Annotated in this window: 14 protein-coding genes and 1 riboswitch; of the genes, 9 read left to right on the top strand and 5 right to left on the bottom strand. The window is 27.6% G+C overall.

Annotated features, from left to right (window positions below):
- Positions 1-99: 99 nt before the first annotated feature.
- From T386_RS0101620 to cypl, 3 genes are read right to left on the bottom strand one after another with little or no spacing between them, the layout of a single operon-like run.
- Positions 100-1,854, bottom strand: coding sequence for a PhnE/PtxC family ABC transporter permease (locus T386_RS0101620; protein ID WP_051622766.1), 1,755 nt, complete (start codon positions 1,852-1,854; stop codon positions 100-102).
- Positions 1,818-2,564, bottom strand: a complete 747-nt coding sequence (locus T386_RS0101615) for an ATP-binding cassette domain-containing protein (protein ID WP_029513437.1) — start codon at positions 2,562-2,564, stop codon at positions 1,818-1,820. Before T386_RS0101615 ends, T386_RS0101620 begins: the two co-directional genes overlap by 37 nt.
- 7 nt (positions 2,565-2,571) lie before the next feature.
- Entirely contained in the window at positions 2,572-3,888 is a 1,317-nt protein-coding gene (cypl, locus tag T386_RS0101610; protein ID WP_029513436.1) for an ABC transporter thiamine pyrophosphate-binding lipoprotein p37/Cypl, read from the bottom strand.
- 44 nt (positions 3,889-3,932) lie between these two features.
- A riboswitch (TPP riboswitch) is annotated at positions 3,933-4,024 on the bottom strand.
- Positions 4,025-4,345: 321 nt separating this feature from the next.
- Here cypl and T386_RS04450 point away from each other — a divergent pair.
- The 5 genes from T386_RS04450 to T386_RS0101585 all read left to right on the top strand — a co-directional run bounded on the left by T386_RS04450 (position 4,346) and on the right by T386_RS0101585 (position 12,256).
- A complete protein-coding gene (locus tag T386_RS04450; RefSeq protein WP_051622765.1) occupies positions 4,346-6,496 on the top strand; it encodes an MAG3090 family protein in 2,151 nt (716 codons plus the stop codon).
- Positions 6,497-6,569: 73 nt separating this feature from the next.
- On the top strand, positions 6,570-7,955 hold the full coding sequence (locus tag T386_RS0101600; protein ID WP_029513434.1) for a glycine--tRNA ligase: 1,386 nt from the start codon (positions 6,570-6,572) through the stop codon (positions 7,953-7,955).
- 42 nt (positions 7,956-7,997) lie between these two features.
- Positions 7,998-9,932 carry a DNA primase gene (gene dnaG, locus T386_RS0101595; RefSeq protein WP_029513433.1) on the top strand — a complete coding sequence of 645 codons (1,935 nt, stop codon included), beginning with the start codon at positions 7,998-8,000 and terminating at the stop codon, positions 9,930-9,932.
- Positions 9,922-11,460 (top strand): RNA polymerase sigma factor, encoded by a 1,539-nt coding sequence (locus T386_RS0101590; RefSeq protein WP_029513432.1) that lies wholly within the window; start codon positions 9,922-9,924, stop codon positions 11,458-11,460. The genes dnaG and T386_RS0101590 overlap by 11 nt, the downstream gene beginning before the upstream one ends.
- Before the next feature lies 1 nt (position 11,461).
- Complete coding sequence (locus T386_RS0101585) at positions 11,462-12,256, top strand: Nif3-like dinuclear metal center hexameric protein (RefSeq protein ID WP_029513431.1); 795 nt, start codon at positions 11,462-11,464, stop codon at positions 12,254-12,256.
- Between the two features lie 133 nt (positions 12,257-12,389).
- Here the strand turns inward: T386_RS0101585 and T386_RS0101580 are convergent, their stop codons facing one another.
- A complete protein-coding gene (locus T386_RS0101580) occupies positions 12,390-12,704 on the bottom strand; it encodes a hypothetical protein (protein ID WP_156935926.1) in 315 nt (104 codons plus the stop codon).
- 55 nt (positions 12,705-12,759) lie between these two features.
- On the opposite strand from T386_RS0101580, the gene T386_RS0101575 reads away from it, so the two are divergent.
- The 4 genes from T386_RS0101575 to T386_RS0101560 all read left to right on the top strand — a co-directional run bounded on the left by T386_RS0101575 (position 12,760) and on the right by T386_RS0101560 (position 19,357).
- Positions 12,760-15,276 (top strand): lipoprotein 17-related variable surface protein, encoded by a 2,517-nt coding sequence (locus T386_RS0101575; protein WP_029513429.1) that lies wholly within the window; start codon positions 12,760-12,762, stop codon positions 15,274-15,276.
- A 291-nt stretch (positions 15,277-15,567) separates the two neighbouring features.
- The gene (locus tag T386_RS0101570; RefSeq protein ID WP_029513428.1) at positions 15,568-16,935 is read left to right on the top strand and encodes an FAD-dependent oxidoreductase; all 1,368 of its coding nucleotides are present in this window, start codon (positions 15,568-15,570) and stop codon (positions 16,933-16,935) included.
- A gap of 68 nt (positions 16,936-17,003) precedes the next feature.
- Positions 17,004-17,507 (top strand): dUTP diphosphatase, encoded by a 504-nt coding sequence (locus T386_RS0101565; protein ID WP_029513427.1) that lies wholly within the window; start codon positions 17,004-17,006, stop codon positions 17,505-17,507.
- An 11-nt stretch (positions 17,508-17,518) separates the two neighbouring features.
- On the top strand, positions 17,519-19,357 hold the full coding sequence (locus T386_RS0101560) for a S41 family peptidase (protein WP_029513426.1): 1,839 nt from the start codon (positions 17,519-17,521) through the stop codon (positions 19,355-19,357).
- Between the two features lie 44 nt (positions 19,358-19,401).
- Here the strand turns inward: T386_RS0101560 and tsf are convergent, their stop codons facing one another.
- Entirely contained in the window at positions 19,402-20,298 is an 897-nt protein-coding gene (tsf, locus tag T386_RS0101555) for a translation elongation factor Ts (RefSeq protein ID WP_029513425.1), read from the bottom strand.
- Positions 20,299-20,314: the final 16 nt, after the last annotated feature.

The following is a 20,314-nucleotide window of genomic DNA, read 5'->3' as shown; positions in this document are numbered from 1 at the left end:
AAGCATCAATAACAAAAATAAAGCAAAAAAATAGTTAAGGGTTGCAAAATGTTTTGGCTTACAAATTAACTTTATTAATAAAAAAAACACAATCAAGTTTTATTGTGTTTTTTTAAATCATTTGTTTTTGTTTCTTTTGTCTATTATAAATTCACTAATGAGATTTAATATGAGTATAGAAAGAGTGGCAAGCCAGATATAACTAAATGCTTTTTCAAATTGTTTTATTCTTGCATCCATATAATTACTGATTTTGCTGCCAATTACTAAACCTTGCTGACTATATACTGAATACGTAATTGAATTTCTAAATGACATTTCTAAATAAAAGAAAAATCAACTTGCTAAATCATATTTAATAATTGGAATAATAAATCTAATATATATTTTTAAATTACTGTAACCTTGCATTTTTAGGTTGTTAATAAAATCATTGTCTATATTATCAGTTGCTTCACTTATTTGTTTAATTAATGAGGATGATTCATGGAAACCCAAAACTAAGATAAGAAGCGAATAATCATGGTTGAATAAAGGGCTAAAAATCAAAAACACAACAGGGGAAGGAATAACCCTAAAAAATGATGTTAATGATCTTATTGAAACATATGTGTGAGCTCTATTTATCTTTGAATTACTATAAAACAGTACAATAAGTAAAGTAATAAAAGATAAAATCACTGATAATATTGCAAATATCATTGATTGTAAAACTAATAAAATTGGGTTTTTATCAGCTTTTAGTGATAATAAATTGAAGTCTGAATAATCAGGACTAAACATTTTTTTAACAAACATTTTCAGAAATTCAAAATCTTTAAATGATGTATTTTCCACTAATATCACAGAAACGCTAAAAATTGCAAGCACAATAAATATAAAGATTTTTATTCAATATTTTATATCAGCTAATATGCTAATTTTTTTGTAAATTACTAATGATTTTTCATTAGTATTTTTTTCTATTTTTCTTGTTCTATCATCAAAAAAGTATTTTTTTAAAAAATAAGAAAGAATTTCCAATGAGACAATAAACAAAATCATTATAAATAACGGAATGCCTAATTGAGATCAGTCCTCATCTGATGCATGTTTGATTAAGGAGCCAATACCCATAACTCCTAATGCGCCAAGAATAGTATTTCATTTAATGTTAGACTCTAATGAATAAAATCCTAAATTAACAAAGCGATTAACTATCCTAGGATAAATTTCAGTGAAAAATGCTTTTGTCTTTGAATTTCCTCTATAAATAGACATTAAATACGGCGTATTATCTATGCTATTTAGTATTTCGATGAAGTATTTATGTAATCATAATCATGTAAATCATATAAAGATGAATACCAATGTAGCATATTTATAATAAACATGAATGAACATATTAATAAAAACTAATTCTGGTACTGCTCTAAGTATTAACATAAGATTTCTTGGAATAAAACTTCAATATTTATTTACAAAATTTTTATTGCAAAGAAAAGCAGTTAAAACAGCAAATAAGAAACCTATGAAAGTGCCTGCAATTGCATATTTCACAGTTGCAAGCATAAATTTAATGCTTAGTGTCCAAAGATTTTCTTTTAGTCCACCATAAACTGTTGATGTGCTAGAAAAATTAAAGAAGTTAGTTATATTAGTTTTAAATACTTTTCAACCATATTTATTTAACGATAAATTAATATTTGAGAGAAATCAGAAAAATACAATTATGGCTATAAAACAGATTAAATGGACAAAAAAAGGTCTTAATTTTTTTCTAGTATGATTTTGCTTACTGTCTTCAATTTGATAAGTGAATGAATTTTTTTTGATTTTTAATTTTCAGTTTCTAAAATTTGTAGAATTTCACATTTTGAAATTTCACCAGCGCTAATAAATTTTTGAATTTTTTTGTCGTGGATTACCATAATCTTGTCAAAGTACTGTAATGCTAAGTCAATATCATGCATTATTACAATAGCTGTTGTTTCATTATTAACCACCACATTTTTTAATAATTCAATCACTTCTTTTGAAGTTTTTTCATCTAAACTACTAGTAGGCTCATCAGCTAAGATTAGTTTTGAATTGTTAATCAATAATTTAGCAATTTCAACTCTTTGCGCCTGCCCACCACTAAGTTCATCAATTCTAGTAAAGCATTTGTCTAAAATTCCGAGTTTGTCTAAATTGCAAAAGATATATTTTTTTTGTTCATCAGACAATATATTAAAGAATCTATAAAATCAATTTTTAAAATCTCTGACTGTTCTTTTAATATTTGAGTATACAGTTTCTGTTGGAATAAGTAAGGGTTTTTGAGTTAAGAAGCCTATTTTTTTAAGGCAATTATTTCATTGCTTATTTTTTAATTCATAAATATTATTGTCAAAAAGGTTAATTGATCCTTGTTTGATTTTAATATTTTTAACTATGGACTTAAATAATGTAGTTTTACCAACGCCGCTTCTTCCAACAATAGCTATAAATTGACCTTTATTAATTTCAAAATTAAGATCTTCTAAAACTGTATTATTCTCATAACTAATAGTAACATTTGTGAATTTTAATATTGTATCCATATTGTTTTTATAATGTATCTAATGTGCTTAAGAAATTAGTTTCTTCTGTTCCATATGGATTAGCACTTTTCGCAAATTCTTGAAGTTTTAGCATTTTTGTAAAGAATTGATTATCAATTGGTTTGAATAAATTATAACCAGTATAGACACCATAAGTGTTTTCTTCAAGAGTTAATGATGTTAAAGCTTTTGATATTAATTCTGCTTGTTTATTTGATAAACCTGATCTACCTAATAGTAAATCATAAGGAGCAGGATTAGTTACTGTAAGTACTCTTATTTTGGCGTTTTTATCTACTGGGTTATAAAATGTAGAAGTTCACGATTCGTGTGCGGGGCTTCAGTTAAATGCTCCTTCATTGTCGAATGCTATATTACATACAGTTCCAGTAGAATTTTTATTTCCTATAAGTGAAGCTACTCCATTATCACTGAAATTTACATATTTTTCATTGTCTTTTATAAATTTAATAACTTCATCAATAGTTTTACCAAAATGTCTAGAAATTAATGCTACTTGGTATTTAAAGTTTGAATGTGAATCGTAACTTTCAAAACACACACCATTTTTCATGAATTCGTCAAAATTCTTATCATCTCAAGCTTTTGTTATTTTTGCTCTTGTAGCATCATCACCAGAAATAATAATTGATCCTCTTAATACAAAAGTTAAATTTTCACTTTTATTTTCTTTATAGAAAAGGCCATATTTTGAACCATCTCATTTTAGAGCATCTTTTTTATCTTTTCAATTTTGAAATTCTCCATGAGTTTCAAATTGCAATTTATTTTCTTCTGCTGCTATTTTTCTTAATGGATCATTAGCTGTTCCGTCTTTATAAGTTACACTATTATCTGTATGTCAAGCAAATTTTAATTGCTTAGCTTGTGCGATTCTTTTTAGTTCAAACTTATCAACATCTGAAATAGATATCTTGTTATTTTCCATATCATTGTAAACAACTCAATACGAAAAAGGCGCTAAATCTATATTTTTATTTGCTTTTAAATCACTGAACATAACTTTCTTTTTAGATTTTTTTTCTGCAAATCTGAAAGTAACTTTTTCTTGCTTTTTAGCGAGTTCATCTTTATTTTTTTCGGCTTCAAATTTTTCAGAAAGCTTTTCAAGAAATTTTGTTTCTTTATCTGTTTTTAAAAAGCCATCATTTATTCAGTTACAACCAATGACAATATCTTTATCTCATGTTTTAGATAAGTCTTCATTATCAGGTTTCTTACTACCACATGAAGCACTAATAAACGGTATAGTTAAGCTAGAAGCTAATGCCCCTAAACCTATTAAAAGTTTTGTTTTTTTCATAAATAAAATCTCCTTGTTATACAGGGAGACTATTTTGAATACACTTATATATTCATATATTTTGCTACGCTAGCATTACCTAGATCAGCTTATAGGTATATTCTCAGCCATTTGTTTGGCACCCTGTATAATTTAATTATATTAAATTTAATATAAATTAACATTTTTTTATATGTCAGGCAGGCTGTAAAATTAGTTGTTATTTTATGTTTATTTTGCATAATTTTATATTTAATGTTTGAATTATAATAGGTATTCATGACAGCCATCATCACCCACATTAAAAATATTTATTTTTTTGCCTAATTTATGTATAAAATAGATATATTAGCAAAAATTTATGTGATTGCATTAATATGTATTGATATTTAATTGAAATTTAGTTTATAATTTTAAAATAAAATTTATTTTAAAATATTAAATTACCTAATTAAAATTGAGTGAGGGTTGGCAAGTTATGAAAAGATTAAATTGTACTTATGAAATTAAACAAGATAAAGAGTTTCCTTGATTATTAAAACATCCAAAAGTAAAATTTGGTTTAGCTAAATTTAAAACACGTCAAGATGCATTGAACTGATATATGCTTTTAGATTTCGAAACAGCTATTTGATTCCAAGATGATCAAAGAATATTTGCTGGTCAATTAACAATTGATTCAGAAGGTGATGAATGATACTATTACATTAAAACAGCTGGTTTTGATGGTGAAGCAACATATGAAGGTTCATGTCGTGAATTAGGCATTAATCCATACAATTTTAAACGTGATAGAGATCTTGAAAAACAAAAAGGAAAGAATATTGTTGAAGGTAGAGATTATATTTTAATTTCTGATCCAAATTCATACTTCCCACCAAGTTTAGAAATTACTAAAAGAAAAAGAAAAGATGTGATCGACCTTGATGCTATTAGAATTCAATTTCAACAACAAATTGATATTTTAATGAATCAATTACACTCAAATAATGAAGTTGCTGACAAAGAGTTAGAACTTTTAAAAGCTGAATTAGCTAAAAAAGATTTAAAACTTGAAGAAATTGCAAACAAAATTGATTTACTTAAACAAAACCGTCCAACTTTACAAGGCGTAACTTATGAAGAGTTTATTAAATTAGGCGTAGGCGATACAGTAGGCGCTATTGCTCTCTATACTGAAAAACTTAAAAAAATTATAGATGCTTATGTTGATAAGCAAATTAATAAGAATGATTTTGAAAAAATTCATAAGAATATTAATGATTTTGAAAATGGTATTTCATACAAAATTTCTTTAATGGATGAAAAAAATCAAAGATTAATTGAAAAATTACACAATGAATTTTCAAATGTGTCTAGTCAATTGCTAAATTTATTGAAAGTAAATGATGAATTAGATGATACATATGATAACCAAGCTTTTTATAGGAATAAAGATGAAAAATTAATTCCTATTTGTTGAGAATCTTCGTTTGTTTTAGTTGAACTAAAACACGTTGGTTTTGTTACATTAGATGAATATCACTACTCAATCCCTTATTTAGCTGTTCGTTCAAATTATTCAGTTACCTTAGTTGATAGCACTGATGAAGCACACACAATTACTTACCAATCAACTGGTGAAGAAGTTGTAAATAGCGATGCTAAAAATGAATTCAATAAAGCTGCTGAGCAAATTTTAATTCAAGCACAACAAAAAAGTAAGCCAGAACCCGAAGTGGTTCCTAAAACTAAAAAAACTCCAACTGCGACAAGAAATACAGAAATTATTTCACTTGATGAAACTGAAAATAAACCTGCTCAAGTTGAACCTGTGTATGTCATCAATGATGTTCCAACCGCAGAAATAGTAATTGTTGAAGAAACATCAACACCAAATGAAGCATTTAATGAAATCCATGTTCAAGTTACAAAAGAAATTAGCATTGCTCCTGAAATCAAGCACGGGCCTGTAATTTATAATGAATTTGTAAGTTCTGATGTTGTTGAACAAAAAATTGATGATTTTAAAGAACCTGTAATCATTTATTATGAAAAGAAAGATGAAAGTGTATTAGAACAAAAGGTTTCAACTGATAGTGCTGATAATAAACATCAAAGTCAAGAAATAGCGATTGTTGATAGACCTGATTTTGAGATGGTTGACTACACTCATCCAAAAAGCGAAAAAATTCAAAATGATTTTGTGGTTAGAAACCTTGATCCTGAAAGAACACAAATTGTTCAAACTCCTAAAGGTGATGTTTCTATATATAATGATCCTACACCAATGTATTTTGAATCTCACAAGTATGGTAATGATTTTGTAATGGTTGATTATAACTACATTGATGAAGATAAAAAATGAAAAACTGACTATGTAGTTAGAGAAATGCCTGAAAATACAAAATTAGTTCATATACCAAAAAGATTGTATGACTATTATGATGATGACCATGAAATAGACACTGATGTAAAATCATTAGAAGGCAAAATTGGCAAAAGTACTATTCAAACAAAACCAAATAATATATTGTTTATTGCTTCTGTTACCTTGTTATCTATTATCTTAATGTCTTTAACAATAGTTGTGATTTTAGGTATTGTGGATGTTGCCGTTGACGGTGTGAATATTTTTAAAGTTTGATAATTCTTTATAAAAACAACAAAAAATCTTATGAGTTGTTGTTTTTTATATTATTTTAGTAATATAGGAGCTTAATATGCATAATAAAGACAAAAATATGGTAAATATTATTAATCACTTAAAATCAACTGGTTTTGTATATCAAGGTAGCGAAATTTATGGTGGTTTAGCCAACACCTGAGATTACGGCCCTCTTGGTTCATTCTTAAAAGATAACATTAAAGATGCGTGAAAAAAACATTTTATTCATAACGAACACAACAATTTTTTAATTGATGCAAAAATTTTGATGAATCCACAAGTGTGAGTAACTTCTGGTCATGTTTCTAATTTTAATGATCCATTAATTGAAAATAAAACTAATGGAAAAAGATATCGTGCTGATAAAATCATACAAGAAATTGACCCTAATATTGTTCCAGAAAAAATGACTTTTGAACAAATGAAAGATTTTTTAGACAAAAATGTCAAAGAATATGATGGAGCTAAATGCCACTGAAGTACTATTCGTAATTTTAATTTAATGTTTGAAACGAGACAAGGTGTAACAGAAGAGTCAAAAAGCCGTATCTATTTACGACCAGAAACAGCACAAGGTATTTTTGTGAATTTTAAAAATGTTTTAAGAACTACAAGAGCAAAATTGCCTTTTGGTATTGGCCAAGTGGGAAAAAGTTTTAGAAATGAAGTAACTCCCGGAAATTTTATTTTTAGAACAAGAGAGTTCGAGCAAATGGAACTTGAAGTATTCCATGATCCTAAGGACTCTCAAAAGATTTTCAATCAATATTTACAAAAATGTTATAACTTTGCACAAATATTAGGTATTGATAAAGGAAATCTAAGAATTAGAGCCCACGAAAAAGAAGAATTAAGTCACTATTCAAGTGCTACAAGTGACATTGAATATTTATTCCCTTTTGGTTGAGGTGAATTATTAGGAGTAGCCGACAGGGGCGATTATGACCTTTCTTCACATATGAATGCTACTGGCGAAAGTTTGGAATATTTTGATGCTGAAAATAATACTAAGATAGTTCCACATGTTATCGAGCCATCAATTGGCCTTGATAGATTGATGCTTGCTATTTTAATTGATTCATATGATGAAGAAAAAATAGCAGATAACGATACTAGAACTGTTTTAAAATTAGCACAAGAAATAGCTCCTTATAAATTTGCGATTTTACCATTAGTGAAAAAAATTAATAACATTGCACTAAAAATTTACAACAAATTATCATCATTAGGCGTTCCAGTGTCATATGATGAATCGGGTTCAATTGGTAAGAGATATAGACGTCAAGACGCTATGGGAACACCATATTGTATAACTGTTGATTTTGATACAGTGGAAGATAAAAAAACAGTGACAATTAGAGATCGAGACACAATGCAACAAAAAAGAATTAGGATCAATGATCTTTATAAATTAAACATCAATAAGAAAATCTTTGATTAATTTTACTGATTAATCTATAAAACAACTAAAAAAGGAAATAAAATGCCAAGGATCAGCAATGAAATCATTCAAAACATTGTGCAATCAAATGATATTGTAGATGTGCTTAGAGACTTTATTGAACTACATAAGAAAGGTCAATCATATGTAGCATTATGTCCATTTCATAATGATACTAATCCATCAATGAGCATTGATTCAAGAAAACAAATTTTTAAATGTTTTGTTTGCAACACTGGCGGTGATGCATTAAAATTTTTAAGACTTTTTAAAAAATGAAATGTAATTGATTCTCTTAAATACTTAGCAGATAAAGCAAATATTGATTTTGATCCAACCAGTTATCAAAACATAAATGATAATGATGAAATGAGCGCATTAGATGCCGGTGTTTATGATATTTTAGATAAAGTGAATTCTTTTTATAAAGCTGAGCTTATTAAATCCACAAATTCCGATGTAAAAAAATTTTTAACAAAGCGCCATTTATCTTATACTCTTTGTAAGCAATTTGATATTGGTTATGCTCCTGTAAATAGATTTAAAGAATCATTTAGTGAAGAGTTCAAAAATCAAGCCAATATTTTAGTACAAGCTTCATTAATAAATCCATCAACACAAGAACCTTTTTTTAAAAACCGTATTATTTTTGCCATTCGGGATGAAAATAACAAAGTTGTTGGTTTTAGTGCACGGGCATTAGATGATTCTAAACCAAAGTATATTAATAGTGCTGAAAGCAAATATTTTAGAAAATCAAATATTTTATATAACTTAAATAATGTATATTCAACTGGAAATTTTGAAGAGTTAATAATTACAGAAGGTTTCTTTGATGTTATAGCACTAAGTAAGGCTAATTTGAATAATGCTATTTGTCTAATGGGAACTACTTTAACCAGAGAGCATATTTCGAAGTTGTATAAATTTAAAAAAATTATTATTTTTCTCGACGGCGATGAACCCGGCCAAGACTCTAGCTATAAAACTGTTAAAAGTTTGTTAGCCGCTAATTATAAAAATATTTATGTTGTTAAGAACACAAGCAATTATGACCCAGATGAAATTTTAAATTCAAAGGGAGAAGCTGAATTAAAAAAATTAATTAATGATGCAAGTCCATTTATTTATTTTATATATGATTATTTAAGAATAAAACATGGTTTTTATGATGGTTTAAATAGTTCTCAACCAACTGATATTCAATTTGAAAGATTTGGCTCAGAATTTTATCCAATTTGAAAAAAACTTGATATAGACGTTGCTAATGCTTTTAATGAAAAAATTAAAAATGATTATAAAAGAGATATTAACTTGATTATAGATAAATCGCAAACATTAGGTTTTACAAAAGAATTCAATTTAGAAAATTCATCAACATTTAGAACAAATTTTTACGATGAGCCAACGGATGTTTATGATTTTAGCTATTATGATAATTTAGTTGATTCTCAAACATTTGATCTAAATAATGATTTTAGGGCACCTTATTTAGCAACTAACAGACCAAAAATTCAACCGCAAAGTTGAATTGAAAAAATGTTAATCATAGTATTAAATTTCCCAGAATTAATAAAATTGTTTAAAATTAATCAAAAAAATAAACCGCTTGAAAGTATAAATTTTTATACAAAAAATAACGAAGAAAAAGGTACAATAAAGCAATTATATAATTATTTTATGCAAAATTCAAAATTTACAAGAAGTGAACTTGATAAATTAGCACAATCGCTCAAAGAATTAGGTAAAGATAAATTTATGAATAATTTATACTTAAAAGGCAAAACACCAAAAGAATTAGAAGAAAGTTTCAATGAGATTTATGAAAGAGCCATTAAAGAAGATTTAATAAATTGCAAGAACTTTTTAGTTGAAAATATGGATGCAATGAAAAACAGCCCTAATGTTGAAAAAGAAGTATTAGATAAAATAAGAGAGATTAAACTCAAAATAGAAGGATGTGAATATGAGCAGTAAAAGTGAATTGAAGTCAACAGTGAAATTAATTAAGAATTACGCTAAAAAAGAAAAAAAAGGTAAATTAACTCAAGGCGAAGTTTATGAATATTTAAATTCAATTAAAGTTGAAATTGGCGATGAAGACATGGACGCAATGTTTGAATTACTATTTGAAGAAAATATTCTTGAAGACGATCCTGATTCAGGTGATAATGACGATGTTGATTCAGATGATATTTATGATGAAATAGAAAACGATGAAGATGTTGATGCTCCTAGTCATTATAGTGATGAAGATGATGACTTTGACTTGCCAACTAATAAGCAATTAAAAACTCATGTAAATGAAGAACTTGAAGACGATTCAGACTATTCAAGTACAACAGAATTGATGGAAAATTATAGAAGTTCTTCATATGGCTCATTTGATGATGAAACTTCTGAATTTATGATATCTGACGATGATTATCATGATTCTAGCTATGATGAAGATGATGAAGATGAAATTTCATATAAAGAAGAAAAAAAGGCGCCAGAAAAAGCAAAAAGAGGCAGAAAGCCTAAAAATAAAATCACATCTGTTGATAGTTTAGAGCTCGAAGATTTTTCAACAGAAGAAATTGATCTTTCAGCAACTTCATTAGTTAAAAAAGAAGATCTTAAAAACAAACTTACCGAAACAAATGATATTGTTAAATGATACATGCGTTGAATTGGAAAATATGGTAAATTGCTACAACCAGAAGAAGAAATAAAAATTGCCAAAGAAATGGACAAAGGTGGTTTTAGAGGTAAAAGAGCAAGAGATAAATTAATTAAACGTAATTTACGTTTAGTTATTAATAATGCTAAAAAATATAAAAATAGAGGACTTAGTTTTATTGATTTAATTTCTGAAGGTAATTCAGGAATTATTAAGGCTGTTCAAAAATATGATGTTAATAAAGGTTTTAAATTCTCAACATATGCCACTTGATGAATCCGTCAAGCTATTACTCGTGCAGTAGCTGACCAATCAAGAACAATTAGAGTTCCAGTGCATATGGTAGAAACCATAAATAAAATTACTAAAATTGAAAGAGAATTGCAGCAAGAAAAAGGTTTCGATCCAACTGATGAAGAAATAGCAGAAAGATATGGAAACGACTTCACTGCTGAAAAAGTAAGACACATCAGAAAAATAAATATTGATCCTATCTCGCTTGATAAACAAATAGGTAAAGAAAATGATTCATCATTTAGCGATTTTGTTAAAGATGAAAGTGTAGTTAATCCAGTTGAATATGCTTCTCATGAAGAATTAGTTGAAACACTTAATAAAATTTTAAAAGACACATTAGATCCTGATGAATATGAATTAATTTGTAAGCGTTATGGTGTTGGAGTCGATGAAAACGGTGAAAAATACAAAGTCTTTTCACTTGAAGAACTTGCTAATGAGCGCAATGTTTCAAAAGAACGCATCCGTCAAATTGAAAACAAAATTTTAAGAAAACTAAAAAGCAGTCCTGAACGTAGCAGATATCTCAAGGTATTCTTTGAATAAAATGCAAATTAAAACTGTAATTAATTATCTTTTAAATAAATATCCATTAGAAAATAAAGAAGAATGAGACCCATCGGGTTGATCACTAAAATTTAATTTATCTGATGAGATAACTGGGATTGTTTTTGCAATTGACTTAACTAAACAAGTTCTTGAAAGAGCACTTGAAACATATTCAAATTTGATTATTACCCACCACCCATTTAAATTTCAGGAAACATGAGAAGAGGAATTTATCCAAGCACCATATAAAAAAGAAATTTTAGAACAATTAAAAGCCAATAGAATTAATGTTATATCATTTCATACTAACTACGATAATCACAAAGAAGGAACTAGTTATCAAATTGTTAAAAAATTAGGTCTTGCTAAAAGTGCAGTTCATTTTGACTGGAGTAATTATCCTGTTGGTTTTTCTTGAAATAAAACTTATGGCGACTTGTTGGTAAAACTAGCTATAACTTTTGGCTTTAGATCTATGCGTAATAATTTGTCATCGTTTTTTAGACAATTTAATTATTCTGAAAAAGTTGCTGTTTTAGCAGGAAGTGGTTTTGTTGGCGATGTTAATAGATTATATTCAGAAGGATATAAATTAATAATTACCAGCGATGTTAAATGAAACGAATGATTAAATTACAATGAAATAAATGTTGCTGTACTTGAAATTCCTCATCTTGTCGAAGAAGTGTTTGCTGAAGATGTCTTTAATCAAATCAAAGAAAAATTTCCTGATGTTCCTATTTTCATTGTTAAAATGAAAATTCAAGAAATTTATGAAAACATATCATTTTAAACCTTATTCTTTTTTTAAAAACTTATTAACTTTTACTTATTTGGCTATAAAACAGATTTATATGGAATTTAGACTGCCTTGTAATTGAGTAAATTAAAATAGACGCTTAGCGTCTTTTTTTATGCCCTTATAATTAGATGCTTTCAATTAAAGCTTTTATCTTTTCTTCAAAATTATTTTTGCTTTCACTATTATAAAATGGGAGCCCAAATATTTTCCATTTTGGATGTTTTGCAATTAATTGCTGAACTAAATTTAAATTTTGATCAATACTAGTTTCATATTCATATTCTATTTTAGCTTTTTCATTGATTTCACTGAGGAATTCTTCTTTTCATGAATCCTGCACTCATAGATGACTGCCTTTTGGTTCAATGCAACCTTGTCAATTTGTTTGATAATGGAAGGTAGTAAAACTTCAATATAAGTGTGTTAAACACAGGCTCATAATAGCTAATACAAAAGTGTATAATTTAATACAAATTAATTACAAGGAGAAAATAATGCAAAGAAGCAGATTTAAAAAATCATTGATTTTTGCACTCCCTGCTGTTTTAATCACAACAACAGCGCCACTAGCAAGCATTAGTTGCGGGGGGGGCAAATATAGTTATCTAAATGATATTAAGTTTAAATTAATTAATCCATCTATAACAACAAATAAAGAAATAGTGGAAGAATTCAAAAAGAACAAACGATCTTTAAAAAATTATTTAGAGATTGTTAATCCAAATAAATATGATCTCCAAATTAATGATGTGGAGGTAGTTGGCAATAGTGCTATCAAGATTCTAATTAAAACATCTCAAAATGGTAAAAATGAATATAATGCATGGACTCAACCATTAAGCGGTCTTAAAGACCCATCAAAAACATGAGAACAAAAAGATTTAGAATTACTTTCAAAAATTTTATTAGATCAAGTTAAAAATAAACCGAAAGATTTAATTGATTTGCAAAATAGCAGAATTAGTGATATGTTTCCATCAACTATTAATCCTGAAATGATCAAATTTAAAACATCTATCACTGAGTTAATTGCCAAAAAATCACCAAAGTTTGAATTAGTTGCTAAGCTTGATTCTAATGATGATATAAAAGGATCATTATCACTTTCATTAGAACTTAAAACGAAAAATAGTAAACCTCGCAAAATATCCAAAAATAATATAACACTATCATCTAATGATGGCCTTTTATCATTAGATGATTTAGCGTCAAAATTAACAGTTAATGATTTAAATTTACCAACTGATATTAGTGAGTTATTACCATCTAAATTTGAATTTGAAATCAACAATATTTTTAAAAAAGATTCCATTCTTAAAAACGACAAGTATTCTAATGTTGCTATCAAAGATATTAGTTATGAAAATAAGGAACCTGATGGAATTAAGATAATTTCATTTAAATTGAAACATAAAGGTCAGTTATCTAAACCTATTAATTTGTCTATAAATAAGTTCTATTCTACAAAACAGTTTGATGAATTATGCGAAAATTTAAGTACAGATGATTTAGATATTAACATTGATTCACAATTGCTACCAAGTAATGTTGATGTAAATAATATTAAGTTAAAATCTAATTCTGCTTTATTAGCTAAAAATCCAAATATTAAAATAAAGGAAGTTCAAAAATCATTAGCAGATGATATTAACGGTAATCTCACCATGAACATTACTTTATTAGATACTAAAAATAATTACAAGATTAATAAAGAATTAACTATTGGTGGCTTTTATAGTACTAATAAATTTAAAGAATTAACAAATATTTTTTCACAAAATGATTTAGATATTAACATTGATTCACAATTGCTACCAAATAATGTTGATGTAAATAATATTAAGTTAAAATCTAATTCTGCTTTATTAGCTAGAAATACAAATATTAAAATAAAGGAAGTTAAAAAATCATTAGCAGATGATACCAACGGTAATCTCACCATAAGCATTACTTTATTAGATATTAAAAATAATTACAAGATTAATAAAGAATTGACCATTATCGGCTTTTATAGTACTAATAAATTCAATGAATTGGTAAATAGTTTTTCACAAAATGATTTAGATATAAACATTGATTCACAATTGCTACCAAGTAATGTTGATGTAAATAATATTAAATTAAAATCTAATTCTGCTTTATTAGCAAATAATCCAAATATTAAAATAAAGGAAGTTCTAAAATCATTAGCAGATGATACCAACGGTAATCTCACTATGAACATTACTTTATTAGATACCAAAAATAATTACAAGATTAGTAAAGAATTGACCATTAGTGGTTTTTATAGTATTAATAAATTCAAAGAATTAGTAAATAGTTTTTCACAAAATGATTTAGATATAAATGTTGATTCACAATTGCTACCAAGCAATGTTGATGTTAATAATATAAAATTAAAATCTAATTCTGCTTTATTAGTTAAAAATCCAAATTTAAAAATGAAAATAGTGCCAAATAGTATTCAAACCAACGACGGAGATGGAATATTGCGTTTCAAAATATTATTATTTGATGCTAAAAATGCTAATCCAAATTTATCAATTGAAAAAGAAATTAAAATGGAAGGTTGAAAACATTTAAATTTTACATCTGCTGAATTAGATAAATTTGTAGATCAAATAGTTGAAAATAATAAAAATCATAAAGTTTATACAGGCGCTGAACACAATTTCGAAAAAGAAGCAAAAGTATGAAATGATATATATGTAATAAATGAAACAGGTGGAAAGATTAATAAATATTTGCTTGATATCACCAATAATGATTTTAAAATCAAATCGACAATCTTACTAAATAATCGCATTTCTTTGTCTTACGTGAAATGAGGAGAAACGACATTTAAACCTATGGATAAATTTTTCATTATGGAAGCAGGTTGCAATTTTAAATTAAAATCTCACTACTCTACTTATTCAAGTAAAACACTAGTTTTAAACATAAGATGTATTTGATATGGACCCGGTGATTATGCTTCATTCTCAACTTATGGTTCGGTTAGATCAGTATAGTAAAAATAATACTAAATATATTCATTCAAGCTAAAAATACAATTTTATTGAAAAAATATTTGTTTTGTAGGGTGCTACATCCAGAGCTTTTTTCTATATTTTGTTTTAGCTTTTCACTCTAAAAAAGAATATAGAATCCATAAATTTAGCAATATTTGTCATGTACTTAATGAAGGCGTATTTTACTTTTGGAATTTGCAACTTAACATTTTGTATTACATTGATATCATACGCTCAAAAATATTGTTTATAATTTTAAGCATAAAAATAAATATAAAAGGAGTTTTTATTATGAAAATTATTCTAGTTGGTGCTAACCATGCAGGTACATCTTTTATTAGAACACTTAAAACTATTAATAAAGATGCACAAATTACTGCATATGACAGAAACACAAATGTTTCATTTCTAGGTTGTGGAATTGCTGTGTGAGTTGGTGGCGAATTCAAACAACCTGATGGTCTATTCTACTCATCACCTGAAATTTTACAAAATAAATACGGTGTAGATTTAAAAACAGCACATGAAGTTATTGCTATTGATAAAAAGAAAAAAGAAGTACTTGTTAAAGATCTAAAAACAGGTAAAGAATTTACAGATAAATACGATAAATTAGTATTTGCTGGTGGTACTTGACCAATTGAGCCTAAAATTCCAGGTATTAAATATGAAAATATTGTATTGTCTAAATTATTCCAACATGCTGAACATTTAGTTGATTTAGCTAATGATAAAAAAATTAAGGATGTTGTAGTTGTTGGAGCTGGTTATATTGGTATTGAATTAGCAGAAGCTTTTTGACAAAAAGGTAAAAAAGTTACTTTAATTGACAATAATCCAAGAGTGGTTAATGGTTACTTCGATAAAGAATTTACTGATGTTATGGAAGCTAATATTAAAAAAGATGGCGTGAAATTAGCATTAGGTGAATTAGTTCAAGAATTTAAATCAAAAGATAACAAGAAAGTTTCATCAGTTGTTACAAATAAAGGTGAACATGCTGCTGATTTAGTAATTATGTGTGTTGGCTTTAAACCAAGAACCGATGTACTTACTGATGTTGAAAAAATGCCTAATGGTGCTATTAAAGTTAATGACTTTAACCAAGTAATAGGTCATGATGATATTTATGCTATTGGGGACTCGAGTGCTATTAAACACTGTGTTCTAAATTCACACAATCACGTTGCTTTGGCTACAAATGCTGTTAAAACCGGAATTATTGCTGCATTGCATATTGCAGGGCTAAATATTCCATTTCCAGGTGTAGTCGGCACAAATGCTATTAATGTATTTAATTGTCACTATGCAAGCACGGGCTTAACAGAAGAAGCTGCTAAAAAACAAGGACTTGAAAACATTGCAAGTGTTTATTTCGAAGATCAAGACCGTCCTGAATTTATGAAGTCATCAGAAAAAGTAGCTTGCAAAATTGTGTATGATACAAAAACACTTAAATTAATTGGTGCTCAAATTGGTTCATGAGGTAAATCAATACATACTGAAACAATTTATATGTTAGCTTTAGCAATTCAAAGAGGCTTAACACTTCCTGAAATTGCTCTTACAGACGTATACTTCTTGCCTCACTTCAACAAACCATTTAATTTTTTCTTAGTGCCTATTTTAAAAGCACTCGGCATTGATTATAAATACTAAAAACAAAACAAACCGCCAAGGTTTGTTTTTATTATTTCTACATAAATAATTAGTTTATACTTTTATGTATGAATTTTAAAAGAATATTTGAAATGCAAAAAGAACTCGATGAAGCCATCAGCAGCCGCAATGATGTTGATGCTTCAAACAAAAAAATATCGCAAGCAGAATTTGATGAAATGCAAATTTTAGCGACTCTTGTTGAAACAGCTGAATTTGCTAATGAAGTACAAACATTTAAATATTGAAAAGCACATAAAGAAGTAAATTCAGAAAAAGCATTAGAAGAATTTGCTGATATATTACATTTTGTTGGATCGTTTGCTTATAAATATGGTGTGGATTGCAACATTGAACCATTGATTGTTTCAGATAATGTCAATCGCCAAATATGTCTATTATTTAGCACTATTAGTAGTGCTATTAATAATTTAAATAAATATGTTATCGGTCAAATGTTAGCAATAGCTCTTGGTGTTGCGAAATTATTGAATTATACAGAAGCAGATATTATCAAATGATATAACATCAAAAACAAAAAGAATTACGAACGAATTAAAAATAAATATTAAAAGGAATATAAATGTCTAAAAACTTAAAAAAACTATTTTTAACCTCACCTATTTTATTAGCGCCCGCTTCTGTTTTGTCATGCAATTATAAAGGAGACGATAGTATTAAGAAAAACGTAAAAAGCATTCCTTTTGAAAATTTATCTAATGAGTATCGCTCAAGGTCATCAGCATCTATTGATACATATTACTTTAATGGTAGCAAGATACCTTATGTATCAGTCAAACAAGCTCTTGCTGCGCTTGAAGGTGTTGTTGATAATTCAAGAATTCAAAAAGGCGCTTGATTTAATATTTTTCACGATAAAAATTATCAAATATATAGAGCAAATGGTGAATGAATCAAGTTTGATTGAATTAATGAAACAATAGAAGTATCGCATACGGATGCTTTTAGTATTTTTAAAAGAATGTCGCAAACTGACTATGGCAGAGATTTAAAACTTAAAAGTTATAAAAGCCAAAAAAATCGTTGGGACAATGTTATTTTTGATTTAAAAAAATATGACTGGCAAATATATGCCATTAATAAGAACCCAGTTATTCCTTTATTTGTTTTTAATACATTATTTTTAAGTCCAAATTATTATAATTTACACTTCAATGGTTCTAAATACTATGGCGCTGGAATATATGATTCTAGTTGAGGCGATGATAATTCTAGTATGCAAACTCTTAACGAATTTGAAAATGTTAAGCAAACACAAGAGCAAAGAATCGATGCTCTTAACTCGCTTAATTTCACATTTGACCACTTCTATGGGCTTGCTGAAGAAAAAGGTTTTAAAAAATCTGGTTTTGATAAATGATTAGATTTAAATACTCAAAAAGACATATTATCTAGTGATCCTAAAATTTACACAAAAGGCTATTTTAAAGCCCTTTATGGACAAATTAACGAACTGCATACTTCATTTAGAGAGCATTCTTATTATAAGAATTTCACCCGCGATGAACATAAGAAAATCATGCACGATGCTATTTCTGAATTCAAAGAAAGCCATAACAAGTATTATTCAAAAAGAGATCATGCTATTGAACTTGGAAAAGCAATGAAAAATTATAGAGATAATGCTGTATTTTATAAGCCCGGTAGTAGAAATTTGTATGAATGAGTAGAGAATCGAAATTCAGAATACGAATACAATGAAGGGAAAACACCAGTTGTAAGGTTTTTGCCTGATAACAAAAGTGCGGTTATAACATTTGATGAATTTGAAGTAGCACCTAAATCAAAATTAACTGGCAATCCAGAAGATGCATACATGTATGATACTTTTGAATTAATAAAATATGCGCTAGATGTCATATATGAATATCCTAAAAGGATAACAAACATTATTTTAGATATATCTCAAAATGGTGGTGGTTCGGTTGCGGCATTATATAAAGTTATTGGTATGATGAAAGAATCTATTGAATCTGATACTGTTTATGTTTATGAAGATACACTTAATAATGAATATTCATGACTAACATACAATATTAATATCCCAAAAATGTATAAATATAAAAGTAAGTCATTTATGTGGTATCTATTAACTAGTCCATTAACATTTAGTGCTGCAAATGCACTAGTAGCATATACTTACGGAGATAACCTCTCGCCATTTAATAACTTAGTTTCAATAATTGGTAAAGACTCAGGCGGTGGTGCTTGTTCAATAGTTCCTATTGTTTTAAGTGATGGAACAAAAATTATTATTAGTTCCCAAAATAAAATTATGCATCGTCTTACAGAAAATCAAATTCAATCAGTGGAAAACGGTTTTGCTGTCCCAGATAAATATAAGCTTGCTTACGGTGATTTTTATAATGATTATAAGTTAGCGGAAATAATTAAAAAATAGCCTAATTAGGCTATTTTTGTTTATATCAGTGCACTGCTAAATTATTATTTAGCAGTGTTCATTTGTTCAGCAACTTCAGCTGCAAAGTCATTTGATTTCTTTTGAATGCCTTCGCCAAGTCCAAAACGAAATGCTTTGATTAATGTACTTTTGTGTTCTTTTAAATATTGTTCAACGGTTTTTGATTCATCCATAATAAGATTTTGTTTAACCAAGACAACTTCGGCAATTTTTTTATCAAGTGCGCCTTGTCTAATTTTTTCTTGAATTGCAACTGGTTTGTTACTAAAATTAGCAGGAACAACAAATTCAGATTTGAATCTTTCAATAGTTTCAGCTGGAACATCTTTTTCTAAGATAAATTCTGGATTCATTGCGCTTAGGTGCATTGCAACGTTTCTAGCTGATTCAGCATCAGTGCCTTCAACTAAAACAATTGCTCCAATTTTTCCATTAATATGTACAAATGGAGCAACAAGTTGACCAGTGCCTGCTTCAACAATAATGAATCTTCTTAGTTCTATTTTTTCACCACATTTAGCACTATAATCTGAAATTAAATCTGCCAAGGTTTCTTTTGAGTTAGCAGGTGTTAATTTAAGTGCTTCTTCTGCTCCAGCATTTTTTAAATGTTTATAGTTAGTAATAATTGTTTGAGCAACTTTATTTGCTAAGGCTACAAATTCTTCACCATGAGCAACAAAGTCTGTTTCACAGTTTAATTCAATTAATGCAGAACATTTTTTATCACCAGCAGAAACTAATAAACCATCAGCTGAAATTCTGTTTGATTTTGAAGCAGCTTTAATTTTTCCATTTTTCTTTAAAAATGAAATAGCCTCATCAACATTTCAATTTGATGCTTCTAGTGCTTTTTTACAATCAGCCATACCTGCTGCTGTTCTTTCACGTAATTCTTTAATAAGAGACATTTTATCCATAATAATTACCACCTCT

The sequence above is a fragment of the Mycoplasmopsis primatum ATCC 25948 genome, from assembly GCF_000702785.1.
GTDB classification, from domain to species: domain Bacteria; phylum Bacillota_I; class Bacilli_A; order Mycoplasmatales; family Metamycoplasmataceae; genus Mycoplasmopsis; species Mycoplasmopsis primatum.
Note: the sequence above shows the minus strand (reverse complement) of the source record. Positions and strands in the feature narration are given on the sequence as shown.